This is a genomic window from Mesorhizobium sp. M0960 (assembly GCF_040319055.1).
Lineage (GTDB): Bacteria > Pseudomonadota > Alphaproteobacteria > Rhizobiales > Rhizobiaceae > Mesorhizobium.
Genome location: NZ_JAMYNN010000005.1, coordinates 268,276 through 285,223, shown reverse-complemented (window position 1 = coordinate 285,223; position 16,948 = coordinate 268,276). Strand labels below are relative to the sequence as shown.

The 16,948-nt window shown below is 62.9% G+C and carries 17 protein-coding genes and 2 pseudogenes; 9 read left to right on the top strand and 10 right to left on the bottom strand.

What is annotated here, in order from left to right:
• The 3 genes from NKH63_RS13725 to NKH63_RS13715 all read left to right on the top strand — a co-directional run.
• On the top strand, nt 1–789 hold a 789-nt coding region (locus NKH63_RS13725; protein WP_352917949.1), incomplete at its 5' end, for an amino acid ABC transporter permease.
• On the top strand, nt 786–1,460 hold the full coding sequence (locus tag NKH63_RS13720; RefSeq protein ID WP_352484003.1) for an amino acid ABC transporter permease: 675 nt from the start codon (nt 786–788) through the stop codon (nt 1,458–1,460). The genes NKH63_RS13725 and NKH63_RS13720, both read left to right, overlap by 4 nt.
• A 29-nt stretch (nt 1,461–1,489) precedes the next feature.
• Nucleotides 1,490–2,218, top strand: coding sequence for an amino acid ABC transporter ATP-binding protein (locus tag NKH63_RS13715; RefSeq protein ID WP_376703691.1), 729 nt, complete (start codon nt 1,490–1,492; stop codon nt 2,216–2,218).
• 143 nt (nt 2,219–2,361) lie between these two features.
• Here NKH63_RS13715 and NKH63_RS13710 read toward each other — a convergent pair whose 3' ends face one another.
• Together NKH63_RS13710 and NKH63_RS13705 are read right to left on the bottom strand one after the other, a co-directional pair.
• Nucleotides 2,362–2,784 (bottom strand): hypothetical protein, encoded by a 423-nt coding sequence (locus NKH63_RS13710; RefSeq protein WP_023720612.1) that lies wholly within the window; start codon nt 2,782–2,784, stop codon nt 2,362–2,364.
• Nucleotides 2,785–3,087: 303 nt separating this feature from the next.
• A pseudogene (locus NKH63_RS13705) lies at nt 3,088–3,303 on the bottom strand (Gfo/Idh/MocA family protein); the annotation flags it as partial.
• On the opposite strand from NKH63_RS13705, the pseudogene NKH63_RS13700 reads away from it, so the two are divergent.
• Nucleotides 3,277–3,474 (top strand): annotated as a pseudogene (locus NKH63_RS13700) (polar amino acid ABC transporter ATP-binding protein); the annotation flags it as partial. The pseudogenes NKH63_RS13705 and NKH63_RS13700 sit on opposite strands and share 27 nt — an antisense overlap.
• Before the next feature lie 24 nt (nt 3,475–3,498).
• Here the strand turns inward: NKH63_RS13700 and NKH63_RS13695 are convergent.
• On the bottom strand, nt 3,499–3,930 hold the full coding sequence (locus tag NKH63_RS13695; RefSeq protein ID WP_023720614.1) for a DUF6841 family protein: 432 nt from the start codon (nt 3,928–3,930) through the stop codon (nt 3,499–3,501).
• A 310-nt stretch (nt 3,931–4,240) separates the two neighbouring features.
• Nucleotides 4,241–4,717: a RidA family protein gene (locus NKH63_RS13690; protein WP_023720616.1), complete on the bottom strand. Its 477-nt coding sequence runs from the start codon at nt 4,715–4,717 to the stop codon at nt 4,241–4,243.
• A gap of 183 nt (nt 4,718–4,900) precedes the next feature.
• Here NKH63_RS13690 and NKH63_RS13685 point away from each other — a divergent pair, with 183 nt between their 5' ends.
• On the top strand, nt 4,901–5,599 hold the full coding sequence (locus tag NKH63_RS13685) for a TetR/AcrR family transcriptional regulator (RefSeq protein WP_352484005.1): 699 nt from the start codon (nt 4,901–4,903) through the stop codon (nt 5,597–5,599).
• Nucleotides 5,600–5,702: 103 nt separating this feature from the next.
• Here the strand turns inward: NKH63_RS13685 and NKH63_RS13680 are convergent, their stop codons facing one another.
• The 4 genes from NKH63_RS13680 to NKH63_RS13665 all read right to left on the bottom strand — a co-directional run bounded on the left by NKH63_RS13680 (nt 5,703) and on the right by NKH63_RS13665 (nt 10,752).
• Nucleotides 5,703–6,761, bottom strand: coding sequence for a Gfo/Idh/MocA family protein (locus NKH63_RS13680; RefSeq protein ID WP_352484006.1), 1,059 nt, complete (start codon nt 6,759–6,761; stop codon nt 5,703–5,705).
• 55 nt (nt 6,762–6,816) lie between these two features.
• Nucleotides 6,817–7,602 carry a ThuA domain-containing protein gene (locus NKH63_RS13675; protein WP_023720619.1) on the bottom strand — a complete coding sequence of 262 codons (786 nt, stop codon included), beginning with the start codon at nt 7,600–7,602 and terminating at the stop codon, nt 6,817–6,819.
• A 196-nt stretch (nt 7,603–7,798) separates the two neighbouring features.
• On the bottom strand, nt 7,799–9,328 hold the full coding sequence (locus NKH63_RS13670; protein ID WP_352484007.1) for a DUF2778 domain-containing protein: 1,530 nt from the start codon (nt 9,326–9,328) through the stop codon (nt 7,799–7,801).
• A gap of 611 nt (nt 9,329–9,939) precedes the next feature.
• On the bottom strand, nt 9,940–10,752 hold the full coding sequence (locus NKH63_RS13665; RefSeq protein ID WP_352484008.1) for a class I SAM-dependent methyltransferase: 813 nt from the start codon (nt 10,750–10,752) through the stop codon (nt 9,940–9,942).
• A 188-nt stretch (nt 10,753–10,940) separates the two neighbouring features.
• On the opposite strand from NKH63_RS13665, the gene NKH63_RS13660 reads away from it, so the two are divergent.
• Entirely contained in the window at nt 10,941–11,363 is a 423-nt protein-coding gene (locus NKH63_RS13660; protein ID WP_352484009.1) for a hypothetical protein, read from the top strand.
• Between the two features lie 198 nt (nt 11,364–11,561).
• On the opposite strand, the gene NKH63_RS13655 is transcribed toward NKH63_RS13660, so the two are convergent.
• Nucleotides 11,562–12,158 (bottom strand): cation efflux transmembrane domain-containing protein, encoded by a 597-nt coding sequence (locus NKH63_RS13655; RefSeq protein WP_023720625.1) that lies wholly within the window; start codon nt 12,156–12,158, stop codon nt 11,562–11,564.
• 31 nt (nt 12,159–12,189) lie between these two features.
• On the bottom strand, nt 12,190–14,346 hold the full coding sequence (locus tag NKH63_RS13650) for a heavy metal translocating P-type ATPase (protein WP_502895820.1): 2,157 nt from the start codon (nt 14,344–14,346) through the stop codon (nt 12,190–12,192).
• A gap of 108 nt (nt 14,347–14,454) precedes the next feature.
• Here NKH63_RS13650 and NKH63_RS13645 point away from each other — a divergent pair, with 108 nt between their 5' ends.
• From NKH63_RS13645 to NKH63_RS13635, 3 genes are all read left to right on the top strand, one after another.
• Nucleotides 14,455–14,880 (top strand): MerR family transcriptional regulator, encoded by a 426-nt coding sequence (locus NKH63_RS13645; protein WP_352484062.1) that lies wholly within the window; start codon nt 14,455–14,457, stop codon nt 14,878–14,880.
• 87 nt (nt 14,881–14,967) lie between these two features.
• On the top strand, nt 14,968–15,375 hold the full coding sequence (locus NKH63_RS13640; protein WP_352484011.1) for a hypothetical protein: 408 nt from the start codon (nt 14,968–14,970) through the stop codon (nt 15,373–15,375).
• 130 nt (nt 15,376–15,505) lie between these two features.
• Nucleotides 15,506–16,942: a multicopper oxidase family protein gene (locus tag NKH63_RS13635; protein WP_352484012.1), complete on the top strand. Its 1,437-nt coding sequence runs from the start codon at nt 15,506–15,508 to the stop codon at nt 16,940–16,942.
• The last annotated feature ends 6 nt before the right edge of the window (nt 16,943–16,948 follow it).

Sequence of the window (16,948 nt, the reverse complement as noted above, 5' to 3'; positions counted from 1 at the left end):
CGCTACTCGCTACTCGCTACTCGCTACTCGCTACTCGCTACTCGCTACTCGCTACTCGCTACTCGCTACTCGCTACTCGCTACTCACCATTCACCAGTCACCAGTCACCGCCTCACCATGCTCGAAAACTTCAGCTTCCGCACCATCGTCGAATATCTGCCCCTGTTCGGGCAGGGCCTCGTCACGACCGTGTGGCTGTCTGTCCTCTCCTTTGCCGGCGCGCTCGCCGTCGGCATCGTGCTCGCCGCAATGAACCTGCAGCGTGGCCGGCTGTTCCGCGTCCCGGCCAAGGCCTATATCGACGCGGTGCGCGCCACGCCGCTGCTGGCGCAGCTTTACTTCCTCTATTTCGGCCTGCCGCGGCTCGGCTTCGTCCTGCCCGAGCTCGTCGTCGGCATCCTGGCCCTGTCGCTGAACAGCGGCGCCTATGTCGCCGAGATCATCCGCGCCGGCATCCTATCGATCCCGCGCGGCCAGGTCGAGGCCGGCGTCGCCTCGGGCATGACCTATGTCCAGCGCATGCGCCTGGTCATCCTGCCGCAGGCGTTTAAGGTGACGATCCCGCCGCTGCTCGGCCAGGCGATCGTGCTGGTCAAGGATTCCGCGCTGTTGTCGCTGATCTCGGTCGCCGAATTGACGCGCGCCGGACAACTGCTCGCTTCCGACCGCTTCATGCCGGCCGAAGGCTTTATCACCATCGCCGCCTTCTACCTGCTGCTCTATTACGGGCTGAAGGGACTGGCGGCACTCTCCGGGCGCTGGCTCGGCCTGGCGGGGGCACGGACATGATCTGGCAGCAACTGCAAAGCATCGCCGGCAGCTATCCCCTCGCCTTGCGCGGCCTCGGCATGACCGTGGTGCTGTCGTTGATCAGCCTGGTGCTGGGCACCTTGCTCGGCTTCGGCCTCGGCATCCTGCGCACAGGCGGCAACCGGCTGATCAGCAGCGCGATCGGCGGCTGGGTCGACCTGATCCGCGGCACTCCGTTCCTGGTGCAGATTTTCCTGATCTTCTTCATCCTGCCGGAACTCGGCATCGAGCTCGACGCCTTCACCGCCGGCATCATCGCGCTGACCAATCTGGCCGCCTGCTTCATCTGCGAGATCGTCGTTGCCGGCATCCGCTCGGTGCCGACCGGCCAGGTCGAGGCGGCGCTGGCGTCCGGCCTGTCGCGCTGGCAGCGCATGCGCCAGGTGGTGCTGCCGCAAGCGATGCGCATCGTGCTGCCGCCGCTGGTCGGGCAATATGTGCTGCTGATCAAGGATTCCTCGGTCGTTTCGGCGATCGGTCTCACCGATCTCACTCGCGTCGGCTGGCTGGTGGTGCAGCGTGTGCCGAACGGCCTGCTGGTCTTCTTCCTCGTCGGCCTCGGTTATTTCATCGTCTGCTACCCCCTGATCATGCTGGCCCGACGGCTGGAACAGCGCATGGGCGCGGCCCATGGCGAGGTGCAGATATGACGAACCTCAGCAGCAAGAATGGTGCCGGCATGATCGAATTTCGCGGCGTCAACAAATGGTTTGGCCAGCTCAACGTGCTCAGGGATATTACGCTGAGCGTCGAGCCGCGCGAAGTGGTCGTCGTCTGCGGCCCGAGCGGCTCGGGCAAGAGCACCTTGATCCGCTGCATCAACGGGCTGGAGACGATCCGCGACGGCGACCTGACGGTCGACGGCCAGCGCCTCGGCGACCCCGCCACCAACATGACGCGGCTGCGGACCGAGATCGGCTTCGTCTTCCAGTCGTTCAACCTCTATCCGCACAAGACCGCGCTCGAGAACGTCACGCTGGCGCCGATCCATGTGCGCAAGATCCCGCGCACCGAGGCCGAGAAGGCCGGGCGCGAACTGCTCGCCAAGGTCGGCCTCGCCGACAAGGTTGATGCCTATCCGGCGCAACTCTCAGGCGGCCAGCAGCAGCGCGTGGCGATCGCGCGCTGCCTCGGCATGCGCCCCAAGATCATGCTGTTCGACGAGCCGACCTCGGCGCTCGATCCCGAGATGATCTCAGAAGTGCTCGACGTCATGGTCGCGGTCGCCGAGGAAGGCATGACGATGATGGTGGTGACGCACGAGATGGGCTTTGCCCGCAAGGTCGCCCAGCGCGTCGTGTTCATGGACGCCGGCGCCATCGTTGAGAGCGGCACGCCGGACGAGTTCTTCTCCAACCCGAAGACCGATCGCAGCCGCGCCTTCCTGAGCAAGATCCTGCGGCATTAGGGTTCAAACTCAACTCAGCTGGCTGTCGTCGATGGCCGAGATGGATGGAAAGCGGCCATTCGCTGGACGTTCCCTAATACGACAGATGCGCGCTGGGCTTCCTCTTAGGGCGGCCATTGCCGCACTTCCACCAGCCGCTTCCCTTATGCGGGCATCAAATCGATGACCCGCATGATCGCGACCGCACTGCTCGTGTTCTGGGTGCCTTCTGTCGTAGCGCCATTAGCGCAGGCCCAAACATCGCCCTTCTTGACTGTGAACTTTTGTTTGTTGTGAACGACCGAAAGTTCTCCCTCAGTCATGTGGCAGAGCATGTCGTTCTTCATCATGTTGTCAGCCGTCTTCGCTCCGGGCTGAATGACAACATCGCGCAGCTTCACCGTTGCATAGGCTGGTATGACCGACTTGCGCTCACCAAGCGCTACAACTCTGACGCCGGGTGAGACCTCCTTGCCCTCATCGGGGCCGTAAGTCTGGGCGGCTGCTGGTGTCCCCCAAGCGATCAGAGGCGTTGCGGCCAGTGTAAGACCGAGTGCAAGTGTGGATCTACGATTGACGGCTTCCATTGTTTCCTCCCTGTTCAAAAGTTGGTCGGAAAGGCAGGCCAACAATCAAGGATGGGCCGTTGCGGCGAAGTGTCAACTGACCTTCCGAGTTAGTTCAGTCTCGCTCGCGGCTAGCGAGGTTTCACAAACCACCCGAGTCGCCGAGACGGAGAGGGGGAATTGCGCTGACCATGTCATTGCGTGCGACCTTGTCCCGACATCAAAGACATTTCATTCTTGCGAACGCCCTCGCTGCCAAAGACCCCTCTCCGGCCGCTTTGCGGCCACATCTCCCCCCGCTTGGCGGGGGCGAGGAAGCCAAACCTATTGCATATCGGCGTGGGTGCTCAATTCGGCCCTCTTCTCATCCGAGACGACGGCGAGGTCGAGGACCTTCTGCAATTCGGCAGCATGCCGGAACGACGGTTCGGCCTGGACGCCGTTGCGGACTGCATCGATGAAGCGCTGGTAGTTGGTGGGCACCGTTCCGGCGTCCAGAACTTGCCATTTAGCGTTCTCGACGTCTTCGCCGAGGAAGGCATGACCATGATGGTGGTGACGCACGGGATGGGCTTTGCCCGCAAGGTCGCCCAGCGCGTCGTGTTCATGGACGCCGGCGCCATCGTCGAGAGCGGCACCCCGGACGAGTTCTTCTCCAACCCGAAGACCGACCGCAGCCGCGCTTTCCTGAGCAAGATCCTGCGGCATTAGGAGGGCATTAGGACAAAGCGGACCTCAGACGATGCCGTGCTTTCTCAACAGCGCCTGCTCGTCGTCTGATATCCAGCCGAAAACCTTCGGCTCCGCGTCCAATTTCTGCACGAGGTAGTGGACGTCAAAATCTATCGCCACCTTCGATTGATCCCTGCGGGCATAGGTTGCCGTCCAGGCGACATGGGCCACGCAATGATGTTCGTCTATCGGCGAGAGCCTGAGGTTGCGTATCCGCATTTCCTTCGTACCTATCGCGCGATAGTGCGCATAGCCTTGCGCCATGACCTGCTTGAGTTGCCCATCGTTCTTTCCAGTCATGACCCCGGCGGGCGAAGCCGCTATGAAGTCCGAAGCATACAGCGATGCGACTTCATCCATGTCCATGTCGCCGCCGAGGGACTGGTTGAAAAAGCGCTCATATCTCTCGAATAGCTTCCTTACGCTGGTTTCCATCATTTCATCTCCAGGTGAGGCTATGTTGGGTGGGAGCAGGAAACGCTCCGCCGATCTCCGACATCCGCAATGGCCTCAGCCATGATGACTTCGTCCCGGGGGTGGAGCAAGGAGCGAAGCGACGCGGCGCAGACCCTGGGATGACGAATGCGTGGTGCGACCCGATTGTGCACGACTTCGATGCCACCCTTGTCGCCGCAGACGCAACAAGCGAAGCCCTGTTGCTCGGCCCTCGTGATGGCGAGCGCGCGGCTGTCGGAGGCGCGCTCGACCCATTTCAATTTGGGCGATCGGAGCTATAGCCGCGCCCCTAGTCAAGCACGACCACGGCCTCCACCTCGAAGAGCATCGGGTCGATTGCAAGCTTGGGAACGGGAATTAGAGTCTGCGCCGGCAGCGCCTCGCCGAACATCTCCTTGACGTTCTTGGTCAAGACCCCAAGCTTGGACATATCGTGATCGACCACAAAGACCGTGAGCTTGGCGACCTGATCCGGCCTGGCACCGAGCGCATCGAGGGCGGTGCGCAAATTTGCGTAGGCCTGCGCAACCTGGACAGCGAAGTCGGGCGACAAGGCTCCCGTGCTGTCCTGGCCGCCCTGTCCGGAGATGTAGGCCAGCCGGGCTCCGCGGGGCGTGATCACCGCCGTGCTGTAGCCATTCGGCGATGGGTCATAGAGGTTTTGTGGATTGACGATGGTCAGCTTGAGATCATTCGCTGTGGCAGTGGAAACGCCCATGGTCATCACGATTAACCCTCCGATAAGCAGGCGCTTGGCGCGTGGCATGATTTTCTCTTGGCTCTGCCGACTGCGAGCAAGACACCCTCGCGGCCGGCATGATTGATATCGGCGATCGACTCGTACGCCGCACGAGCCAGTCGCACAGTACGTCGTACGAGTCAATCGTTCAGGATCGACATTCGTCGCGTTGCCGGTCAAAATCGACGGCCCGAACAGCGAGGAAGACGGATGGCAGCCAAACGTAGCGGCGCCCGGAGCACGCGATCTCAGCGGACAAGCGGGTCGCTCCAGCCCGTGCAGGAGCCGCGCAGTGAACCGCCTCTCTCGCGGGAACGTATCGTGGCGACCGCGGTAGAACTGCTGGACGCTCAAGGGGTCGACGGATTGACGATGCGTCGGCTGGCCGATCGCCTCGGCTCGGGCGTGATGAGCCTATATTGGCACGTCGACAACAAAGAGGATGTCTTTGATCTGGCGCTCGATTCGGTGCTCGAATATGGCGGACCGCCGCAACTGGTTGAGCCTCGAGACTGGCGCGGAGAAGTCGTCCATATGCTCGAAGACTGGCGCGCCAGCATGCTGCGCCATCCTTGGTCGGCATCGCTGTTGCCGCGCCGGGCGCTCGGCGCGAACATCCTCAGTCGCCTTGAACTGCTGAGCAAGACCTTGTCCAGGGCCGGTGTGGCGGACGCAGATTTGAACGTCGCGGTATGGTCGCTGTGGAACTATGTGATGGGCGCCACCATCAGCCGGGCGAACTTCGACCTCTCGGACGACGGCAGAGCCGACACGCAGCAGCGCCTTACAGGGCTCAGCGAACGCTATCCGACGATCGAACGCTCTCGTCTGCTGTTGGATAACGATTGGGATGGTGCTTTCCGGAAAGGCCTCGGCTTCCTGCTCGATGGCCTCTCTCGAAGACAATGAACTCTGCTTTCAGAGCCGTGACTTCCTGCCGTGAATGGCGGAGATGCAAACTCGGTTTTGTTTTGACCCTGACCGCCCCCGCCCCGCGGCGAGGAACCCAGGCCTATTGCGCATCCGCGTGCGTGCTCAATTCAGCCCGCTTCTCATCCGAGACGACGGCGAGGTCGAGGACCTTCTGCAATTCGGCAGCATGCCGGAACGACGGTTCGGCCTGGACGCCGTTGCGCACTGCATCGACGAAGCGCTGGTAGTTGGTCTGCACCGTTCCGGCGTCCAGAACCTGCCATTTGGCGTTCTCGACATCTTCGCCGATGCAGGCTTTCAGCTCTGAGCCGGTCAGATTGTGCACGACTTCGATGCCGCCCTTGTCGCCGTAGATGCGCAGGCGGAGTTCGTTCAAATGGCCGGTTGCCCAGCGGCTGGCATGGACGACGCCGAAAGCGCCATTGCTGAAATCCAGCGACATGGTGAAACTGTCATTGGCGTCGAGCCCGTACTCGCCGATCCGGTTGCCGGGCGCCTTGTCGAAGGATCTCAGCCGGCAGAACACATGGTCGATGTCGAGCGCCGCGCCATAGCTGGCGAAATCGAGGATATGGATGCCGACGTCGCCCAGCACGCCATTGGAGCCGTGGCCGCGCGACAGCCGCCACAACCATTTCGGATCGGTGCGCCAGTCGCCCCAGAACTTGGACACCAGCCAGCTCTGCAGATAGGACGCCTCGACATGCCTGACCGTGCCGATCTCGCCGGCCAGCACCATGGCGCGCGCTCTCTGCAGCGGCGCGACGTTGCGATAGGTCAGGTTGACCATGTTGATGATGCCGGCCCGCTCGGCGGCATTGGCCATCTCACTGGCCTTCTCGAAATTTTCGGCCAGCGGTTTCTCGCACAGCACCGGCTTGCCTGCCGCGATCAGCATCATGGTGGTCGGATGGTGGATGCGATCCGGCGTCACGTTCGCCACCGCGTCGAACTTGCCCCATGCCAGCGCCTCGTCCAACGACGCGAACCGGTTGGGGATACCGTAGATGTCCGAAAACTTGTCGACACGCGTACGGTCGAGATCGACGGCGCCGATCAGTTCGACGCCCTCGATCTTGCCGAACTGCCTGGCGTGCTCCTCCGCCATCCAACCGGTGCCGAGTATCAAGAGGCGCATGATTCTTATCCTTAGGACAGGGCTTTATCTTCTTGTTCGACCATGGATTTGTGGTCTAGCGAAAGCCGGCTTCGCCGGCGGAATGAAGTTTTCCGCCGCGCTCGACGATCGGCTCGAGCGCCTTTTCCGCCGGCACGTTCGGCGCATCGAGGATGGCCGGATTGGAGCCGAGCGGGTTGTGCGCCCATTTCACCGCATTGCGCAGCACCTTGTGGACGTTGGCATCGTGATAGGTCGGATAGGTCTCGTGGCCGGGCCTGAAATAGAAGATGTTGCCGGCGCCGCGGCGATAGGTCAGCCCCGACCGGAACACTTCGCCGCCCTGGAACCACGAGATGAACACGGTCTCGAGCGGCTCCGGCACGGCGAACTGCTCGCCATACATCTCCTCGTTCTCGAGCTCGAAATACTCGCCGATCCCGGCTGCGATCGGGTGGTTGGGGCTGGTCACCCAAAGCCGCTCGCGCTCGCCCGCCTCGCGCCATTTCAGCGTACAGGGCGTGCCCATCAGCTTCTTGAAAATCTTCGAGAAATGGCCGGAATGGAGAACGATCAGCCCCATGCCCTCCCAGACACGGCGCGCCACGCGCTCGACCACTTCGTCGGCGACGGCGCCATGGTCCTTGTGCCCCCACCACAGCAAGACATCGGTCTCGGCCAGACGGTCGGCCGGCAGCCCATGCTCCGGCTGCTCCAGGGTTGCCCACGACACCGAAATCTCGGGGTCGAGCTTCAGCGCATTGGCAATCGTCGCGTGCATGCCCTCGGGATAGATGCCGGCGACCACCTCATTGGTTCGCTCATGGATATTCTCGCCCCAAACGACAGCGCGTATTGTCATGATGTCCTCTTGATTGTTTGAAGCTGGAGCCGCCCGACCGGTCAGTCATAATATCCCCGGCCGGGAATGAAAACCGTTTCGCGGCCGGCTGCTGACAATCTGTTGGAAATCGGGCGGGAAAGTGCACGCGGCAAAACCAGCGATGCCGGCGCTGTTCCCGCCGACATCTCACATGTTTGCGCTGCCTGCGAATAACCTAAGCGCCGCGGCCCTCTTGGGCGACGCGTGTCAGCGGCTTCGACAGCCGCGGCACCACGACAAGGCGCTTGATCTTGCCTTTCTTGTAGGCGGCGAGGAAGCGGGCATAGTCCTTGAAGACGACGCAGCCATTGGATTCGGCGCGGCCGCCGCGCAGCATGTAGGTGTGGGCGAGCAGGCCGTCGCGGCCATATTTGTTGCTGCCGCTGGCAGGGGTGAGACGCAGTGCCTCGACGCCGTGGAAGCGCGATTCCCGCAGCGTCAGATTGTAGGTGTCGGGCGGCGTCGGACCGACATTCTTCTTGTGAACGTAGCGCGGCTGGTCGACCATCGAACCGTATCCCGAATGTGCCTCCAGCCGCGAGCCGTCGGGCATATAGACGGTCTTGGCCGAGATGTCGTAGACGGCCACGCCGCTGCCCATGCCAGGCGTGGTGAACAGGTTCCTGAAGGCCCCGCCGAGTCCGCCGGAAGGCATGTCGGGCTTGGCATAGGCCAGCATGTCGCCGCCCTGCGTCTTCGACCGTTTGCCCGGCTTGCCCGACACCGCCGGCACTGCCGCTTGTGACGAATTGCGAGGCGACAGGCTGCCGGGTTGCGTCTCGACCGGCGGGGCATCGGCCGTCTGGACCTTGCTCGCCCTGGATGCCTGGGTCTTCGATGCCTGGGCCTTGGATGCCTGGGGCGGCTCCGTTTTTGCTGCCTGATCCTTTGGCGTCCGGTCTTTCGGCGCCCGGTCTTTCGAGGCTTGAGTCTGGGGCGCCGGCTGATCGATGACCGCCCGCGGACGCAGCGTCGGCAGCGGAATGCTGTCGGGCATGTCGTCCTGCGGCGGCAGCGAGGCCAACTGGACCTCAGGTTCTTGCGGCTCTTGTGAAGCCGCGGGCTCGCTTGCCATGACGGCTGCCGGGAGCACGTCGATCATCTGCTCCGGCAACGTATTCGCCAGCGCCAGCGCCAGGCGCGACGAGCGTTCGATCTCCGCCACCGCCGGCCCGAAGCGCACCGATGCCGGGCCGTTCGGGTCGGGTATGCGTACCGGCTCGGCGAACCGGGCATCGGCCGGCAGGCTGGCGAGCATGACGGGTGACCCGGAGGAGGCACGGGCAAAGGCAGCGGCAAGCTTTTGCGGCGACAGCGCGGCTTTGGCCACCACGTCGTCGAAGCTGGATTGCCGCGATGCATCGGCGACAAGCGGCACGGTATTGCGCTTGAGACGCGCCGATTTTCCCTGGTGAACGAAGTTCGACGCCGACCGCAGGCAGTTAGCATCGCACCCGTGCTGCAGCAGCTGGGCCGACAGCGCTGCGTTTGCCGCGGCCCATGTCGGGGCCTGCGCCTTTGCAAGGCTGCGCCGAGGATCGGCGAGCGCGATGGTGCGCGGCGCGAGCAGGCTTTGCGGGAGACCGTTGGAAGCAGCGGTGAGCGAGGTTCCCATCGAATAAAGGCCGGCCAAGGTCGCCACCGACCATAAAGCAATGGCTGCGCCGACGGCCGGAACCGCGACCCAGCGCAGGCCGGGCCTCATCGAAGTCAATCCAGTTGCAGGACTGTCACCCCGGGTTTTCGCACTTACAAACGCCATTCAACCACTCTCAATCGGCCGTTGCCGGCTAGCGGATTTCGCAGCCGTGACATTCACAGTTCGCCTGGTGCCCCCAGCACACTTCGCGTCTGTTGCCGATTGATTCAAAAGATGGACAAAGTTGGTTAACCAATCCCTCTACCGACCGCCGATTGGGCGACGGTCACACCGAAAAACGCCCTCCAAAACCTGCATAGTTGGCAAAACTGCCCTCCAATGATGACTTTGCTGCCCGTTTTTGTCGGCCGAGTCAAGAAAGCGAAATGACTAGACCTTGCTGGGCGGAGTCGGCGACGGCTGCCAAAGTGAAGCCAGGCCGACCGGAATCGCGCCGCCGGCAGCCGCCGCCATCAAGCCCCGGCGATCGGTCGAACTGGCGGTTATCGACCTGCCACTTGTCGACCTGCCACTTGGGCGAATGAACGATTAACGTCTGGGAATTCAGGATAGCGGCAAGACGTTTACTGCTCAGCGCTGGAACGGAATATCCAGCACCTCAAGCAAATTCCAGGAAAAGTGTGAAACGGTTTTCCGCCCGGAAAACGATGAACCGTTCAGACCACAGCCATGATTATGTGAGCCTGGATTTTGGCAGCAACCTCGCCGCTGCCATGCCTGTCTGCAATCGCGGCTGCGGCGTAGTCGGTTGCAGCATCCAGTTTTCCCGCCTCCCTGGCCTCGATTTCGTTGCGAAGCAGAGTGCCCTGGCAATAAGCAACGGCCGGAAGACGCGGCGAGGAGGCACGGCTTTGTTCGGCCCTCGTCTCGATCACCACACCGGAAAAACCTGCGTCCTCCAGTTCGCGACGGATCAGTGCCGTATCGTGGTAGCCATGCGGCGTGCGGGCCAGAAAGCGCGGCGGATCGTTCGGAAAAATCCTTGCGAGAGCATTCGTCACATCGTCGGCAAATACATTCTCCTCGATGCGATCCCATACGCTGAATAGGAAATGTCCGCCAGGCTTCAGAACTCGCCGGGCTTCGCGGTAGGCAGATGAGCGGTTGGGAAAGAACATCGCACCGAACTGACAACAAACGAGATCGAAGGTCGCATTTTCAAACGGCAGCGCCAGAGCATCGGCCTGACGCCATTCGATGCGATCATCGGGAGCTTGCCGCGAAGCGGCGTAGTCGAGCATCGGCTGGTTGAGGTCGGTTACGACATAGCTTGCACTGGGGGCCAGTTTTGGCGCCAATGCGCGGGTGACAACCCCGGTGCCCGCGGCGGTTTCCAGAACGGCCTTGGGCGACAAGGACGCGGCCCGTCGTGCAAGATCTGCGGCGAACGGCTCGAAAATCAACGGCACCATATAGCGGTCGTAGTTTTCCGGAATCGAGCCAGCGAACACCTTGTCCGTTTCCAACATTGCTATCCCCCGCCGTCCGTTTGATGGCTCGCCAGCATAGCATGGAATTGTTTGTTATTCGGTCGCATTCGACCGGGAGGCGGCTCGCTCATGGACCCTCCGAAACGGCGTTCTGCAGTTATCTGCAAATGTGCTAACATAGAGTGGCCATGCACATTGGTGCGTCGCCAACATAATGGTAGGATGCGATGAAAACCATAAATCGCAGGTCTGCAATTGCGCTCGGCGTGACGGCGGCCGCGGTAACGCCTTTGTTCACGCTGGCGGCAGCTGCAAAGGTCAAGAAATACGGCCCGAAGGAAGGCAAGGAAATAGCCCCCGGCGTCAGGGTGGTCGAGGTCGGCACCGGCAATTCCGATATCCCCGCCTACAAGAGCATCTCAATTGTCGATGTGGTCTTTCAGCCGGGAGCAGCCGCTCCCGCAATGGTAATGGACAACGACATGGTATGCACCATTGCCGCCGGTGAATTCACGGTCAAGAAAGCCGACAAGCAATTCAAGCTCAAGGAAGGTGACATGTATACCTGCTCCAAGGGCAAGACCGAGGCGGCAGCCAACACCAGCAAGGTGGTCGGCATCCACCGCATCGCCGTCTTGATGCCTGCCTAGCGCATGCCAACGAAAACCGGCCCGCGTCCTCGTCCGGGACGCGGGCCTTTTTGATGATGTTCGTGGCGGTTTCTCTCTCGGTCCGCTTTGCAAGTGTGCGTTTATATTAGAGATCACGCAAGTTTCTGGATGACTGCCGGCCGGTATGCGGCCTGCATTGGCGGATTAGCAATCCGGCAGCGCGCTGAGCGTTTGGCTTCACGAAACGGCTCGGTGCTCTTCCCGGGCAGCCTCCCAGACCTCGCGCGCCGCGTCTGCATTCAGTGCCGCGATTCCCAGCCCGACGATCAGATCCGGCCATGCCGAGCGCCATAGGAAGGCCGTCACCAGTCCGGCCAGTATGATCGCGATGTTGGCGACGGCGTCGTTGCGGGCCGAGAGGAATGCCGCCCTGGTAAGACTGCCGCTGTGGTGGCGGTAGCGCGCCAGCATGTAGGCGCATGACAGGTTGACCGCCAAGGCGCCCAACCCCGCCAGCGTCAGGGCCGTTGGCTGCGGCGGCACCGGCATGTTGAACTTTTCCCACGCGGTCCACAGCGTCGCCAGGCCCGGCACCAAAAGGATAAGTGCCAGCGCCATGCCGACCCGCGAGCGGGCACGCAGCGACCATCCCATGGCGAGCAGTATCAGGAGATTGACCGAGGCATCTTCCAGAAAATCGACGCTGTCGGCGAACAGCGACACCGAGCCGATCGCCAGCGCCACGGCGAATTCAATGCCGAAATAACCGAGGTTCAGCAGCGCGACGACAAGCACCACCCGGCGAAGGCCGTCCGACGTAATGGCTTGCTGCATGGTCTGTCCCGATGTGATGGTGTTGATGCTCTTACCAGCTGCTCTTCCAGCGCAACAGCCGCATGGCATTGGCTGTCACCAGGACCGTCGCCCCGGTGTCGGCGAGAATGGCCGGCCAAAGGCCGGTGATACCGGTGATCGTCGTCACCAGGAACACTGCCTTCAGCCCCAATGCCATTGTAATGTTCTGTTTGATGTTGGCCATGGTTGCTTGGGACAGCCGGATCATGGCGGCGACGTCACCGACGCGCCCATGCAGCACCGCTGCGTCAGCCGTTTCAAGAGCCACGTCCGTGCCGCCGCCCATGGCGATGCCGACATCGGCCGCGGCAAGTGCCGGCGCATCGTTGATGCCATCGCCGACCTTGGCGATCCTGAACCCCTGCCCCTTCAACTCACCGATAATGCGCTGCTTGTCCTCGGGCAGCAATTCGGCGCGCGCCTCGATGCCGAGATGCTTGCCGATGGCAGCCGCGGTGCGCTTGTTGTCACCGGTCAGCATAACTGTTTTGATGCCCGCATCGGTCAGCGCCTTTAGACCCGCCAATGCGTCCGGCCGTGGTTCGTCGCGCATGGCGATGAAGCCGCCAAGAGCGTCGTCGATGACCAGCACCGACACCGATTTTCCTTCATCGTTGAAGGCCGCGATGCGTGCAGCGTGGTCGGCCGGCAGCGGCGCCTTTTCGCCGGCAGCGGCCGGCGAGCCCAGAAACAGGCTCTTGCCGCCGACGCGACCGACGACGCCCTTGCCGCCAATCGCCCTGGCCTCGGCAGCAGGTGGCACCGGAACCTTGTCAGCATTGGCCCTTTGCAGAATGGCCAGGGCCATCGGATGACTGGAACCGGTCTCGAGCGCTGCCGCCAGGGAAAGAATCTCGCATTCACGGACGCCCACTGCAACGACATCGGTGACCTGCGGCTTGCCGAGCGTCAGCGTGCCGGTCTTGTCGAGCGCCACGGCAGTGATGGTGCCGAGCCCTTCCAGCACCGCGCCGCCCTTCATCAGCAGGCCGCGCCGGGCGCCCGCCGAAAGCGACGCCGCAATTGCCGCCGGCACAGAAATGACCAGCGCGCACGGACAGCCGATGAGCAGCAGCGCCAGACCTTTGTAAATCCATTCGTTCCAATCGCCGCCAAGGAGCAGCGGTGGCATGATCGCGACGAGCGCCGCGACGGCGACCACGCCGGGCATGTACCAGCGTGAGAACCGGTCGATGAAACGCTCGGTGGGCGCCTTGCTTTCCTGCGCCTCCTCGACCAGCTTGACGACTCGTGCGATCGTGTTGTCGGCGGCGGCCGCCGTGACCTTGACGCGCAGCACGCCGTCGCCGTTGATAGTGCCGGCGAAAACCTCGTCGCCAACCTTTTTGCCCACCGGGATGCTTTCACCCGAAACAGGCGATTCATCAATGGCGCTGTCACCCTCGGTGATCTCGCCATCAGCCGGAATCCGATCACCGGGCCGCACCAGAATGATGTCCCCCACGGCCAGGCTTTCGGCCGGCACCTCGCGGCTCCTCCCATCCTCTTCGACCAGCGCGGTCTTGGGAACCAGTGTGGTGAGCGCCTGGATGCTAGAACGTGCCTTCCCAGCGGCCACCCCTTCCAGTAATTCGCCGATCAGGAACAGGAAGACCACTGTCGCCGCTTCCTCGCCGGCGCCGATAATGACGGCGCCGGCGGCCGCCACGGTCATCAGCATTTCGATTGTGAACGGAATGCCGGCGAGTGCGGCCATGACCGCCCGGCGCGCGATCGGCACCAAGCCGAGCAGCGTGGCAGCGATGAAGGCCCATGGGCCAGTCGCGGGCCAGGCGTAATGAACCGCGAAAGCCATCGCCAGGGCAACGCCGCTGGCGATGGTCAGGCGGTCCTTGGCGCCGTTCCACCACGGCCCCGACATCGGCGCATCATCGTTGCCGTGCAACCCCGCTAATTTCTTGTCGTGACTGTGCGTTCTGTGGTCATGGTCGGCCAATTGATCGGAGGCCGGCGCTCCAGACTTGGCGGTCAGCGGAGCAACAGCGTAGCCGAGACCGGTGACTTTCCTCTCGATCGCGTCAAGATTGCTTTCGGAAGTATGAAGGACCGTCAGAGTGCCCGCCGAAATGGACACGTTAACATCCTGCACACCAGGCATCCGCCGCACAGCCGTATCGATTTTGCTGGCACAGCTCGCGCAATCCATGCCTTCAACGCGGTAGCGGGTCTGTTGTTTGGTCGCAGCCAAGGTGAACCTCTTGCATCTTCGATCGCGACGCTACATCCTCTAGTGACTAGAGGAACAAGCGAAAAGATGCCAGCAGGTGTGACCATCGGTGAAGCAGCCCGACGCAGCGGCGTGAAGGTTCCAACCATCCGCTACTATGAGCAGATCGATTTGCTTCCAGCCCCTGCCCGCAGCGAAGCCAATCGCCGGCATTATGAAGCGGCAGATTTGCGCCGGCTCGCCTTCATCAGGCACGCGCGCGAGCTTGGGTTCGAGATCGAGGCCATCAGGACGCTGCTGACGTTGCAGGATAATCCCCACCAGCCCTGTGGAACCGCCGACGCCATCGCCCAAGCCCGTCTGGCCGAGGTCGTCCAGCGAATACGCAGCCTTGCCGCGTTGAAGATCGAGCTGGAGCTGATGGTTGAGGGCTGCCGGCAAGGGAAAGTCTGCGAATGCCGTGTGATCGAGGTGCTGTCAGATCACGATCAATGTGAGCATCCTCATCATTGATTCGCCAGACCAGAGCTCGCACCAGCGCCGATGTCGCAGCATGCCGAGCTTGCAAAAGCCGCGCTTTGCGGTCAACCTGAGCGGATGATGGCACGTCTGTCACCAAAACACCTCCTGACTATGCTGCTCGCGGTCCTCGTGATCGCCGGGTTCAGCCTGTCCGCCGCTCAGGCTGCCGTCATGTCGGCCAGGATGGCGATCGACAGCCGCATGATCATGGCCGCAGATGCCGGCACCACCGACGCCGACATGGCCAAGATGGCCGATGCCAAGGGCGGCGACTGCAGCGCTTGCCTCAAGAGCTCGGCCGACAACGACAAACCGATGCAATGTGCGCCGACCTGCGTCGCACCGGTTCTGGCGGTGCTGCCGGAAGCTCTCCCCGTGACGGGACTGCGGCTGGCCGAGCTGCCGCCGGCGCTTCCCGCCCAGTTCCTGCACGGGCGAAGTCTGTTGCCCGAGCCATTCCCTCCAAGACCCAGCGCTCTCGTCTGACGCCGTTTCTGCCCTTCCGCGGCTGATTGGCGGCGTTTGATCGTCCGGCTGCGCACAATGCGCAGCGGGCGCGGCAGCAATCCAATCGACGTCGCGACGTTCGCCGTCGGTTACCGCAGGGGTCACAAGGGTGAATTCCGTTTCAAGTCCGTTCATAACGCGCCGCAAATTCCTGCTTGCGGCAGCGAGCATTGCTGCCTTCGTGCCGATCCGCCCTGCACTGGCGCTGGCTACCGGCGAACACCGGATCGGGGTGGCGCCGGGCCAGGCACGGCTCACCGGCCCCGATGGTCCGCGCACTCCGGTATGGGCCTATGATGGCACGGTCCCCGGCCCGACACTGCGCTTGCGCCAGGGGCGGCCCGCTCGCATCATCGTCGAGAACGGACTGGGCGAGGACACCACGGTTCACTGGCACGGCATCCGGCTGCCGAACGCGATGGACGGCGTGCCGGGATTGACCCAACCGCCGATCAGGCCCGGCGAAAATTTCGTGTACGAGTTCACCCCGCCCGATGCCGGCACCTTCTGGTACCATCCGCATGCCGACAGCCTGGTTCAGCTTGGCCGTGGCCTTGCAGGCGCACTGATCGTCGAGGAAGCCGAACCGGTCGCGGTCGACCGCGAGCTTCTATGGCTGCTGCAGGACTGGCGGCTCACCAAGGATGGGCAAATCGCTGCCGGCTTCGGCAACATGATGGATGCAGCGATGTCGGGCCGCGTCGGCAATGTCGTCACCGTCAACGGTGCACCGCCGGCCGACCTGACCGTGAAGGCCGGCGAGCGCGTCAGGTTGCGGCTGGCCAATGCGTCACTCGCTCGCATCATGGCTTTGCGTTTCGAAGGCCACCGTCCGGTCATCGTCGCCATCGACGGCCAGCCCTGCGACCCGCATGAGCCGGAGGGCGGACGCTTGGTGCTTGCGCCCGCCATGCGCATCGATGTCGTGCTCGACATGCAGGGCGACCCGGGCAAGCGCTACGCGGTGATCGATGAGTTCTACGACGGCCTTGCCTACTCCCTGACCGCGCTCGCCTATGACGCCGGAGCACCGCTGCGCGATCATCCTCTCGATGCGCCGCTTCGCCTGCCGGCCAATCCGCTGCCGGCCCCCGACCTGGCCAAGGCCGAACGGCATGAGATCGTCCTGCAGGGCGGCATGATGGGCGGCGGCAAGCTGGCCGGCGTCGGCGGCATGATGAGCATGGCGATGCCCGGCATGAACGGCGCCGCCGCCTGGGCAATCAACGGCATGTCGATGACCGGCGACGGCCACGCGGGCATGGCGCCACAGTTCACGCTGGAACGCGGCGCCACCTGCCGTCTCACCATGCGCAACGAAACCGCATGGTGGCACCCCATGCACGTTCACGGCTTCAGCCTGTCGGTGCTTTCGCGCAACGGCTCGCCGGTACCGCACCGGCAATGGCAGGACACGGTGCTGCTCGCCCCCAAGGACACGATCGAATGCGCCTTCGTTGCCGACAATCCCGGTGACTGGATGCTGCACTGCCATGTCGCCGATCACCAGATGGCCGGCCTGATGACAGTGTTCCGCGTGACCTGAAAGTTT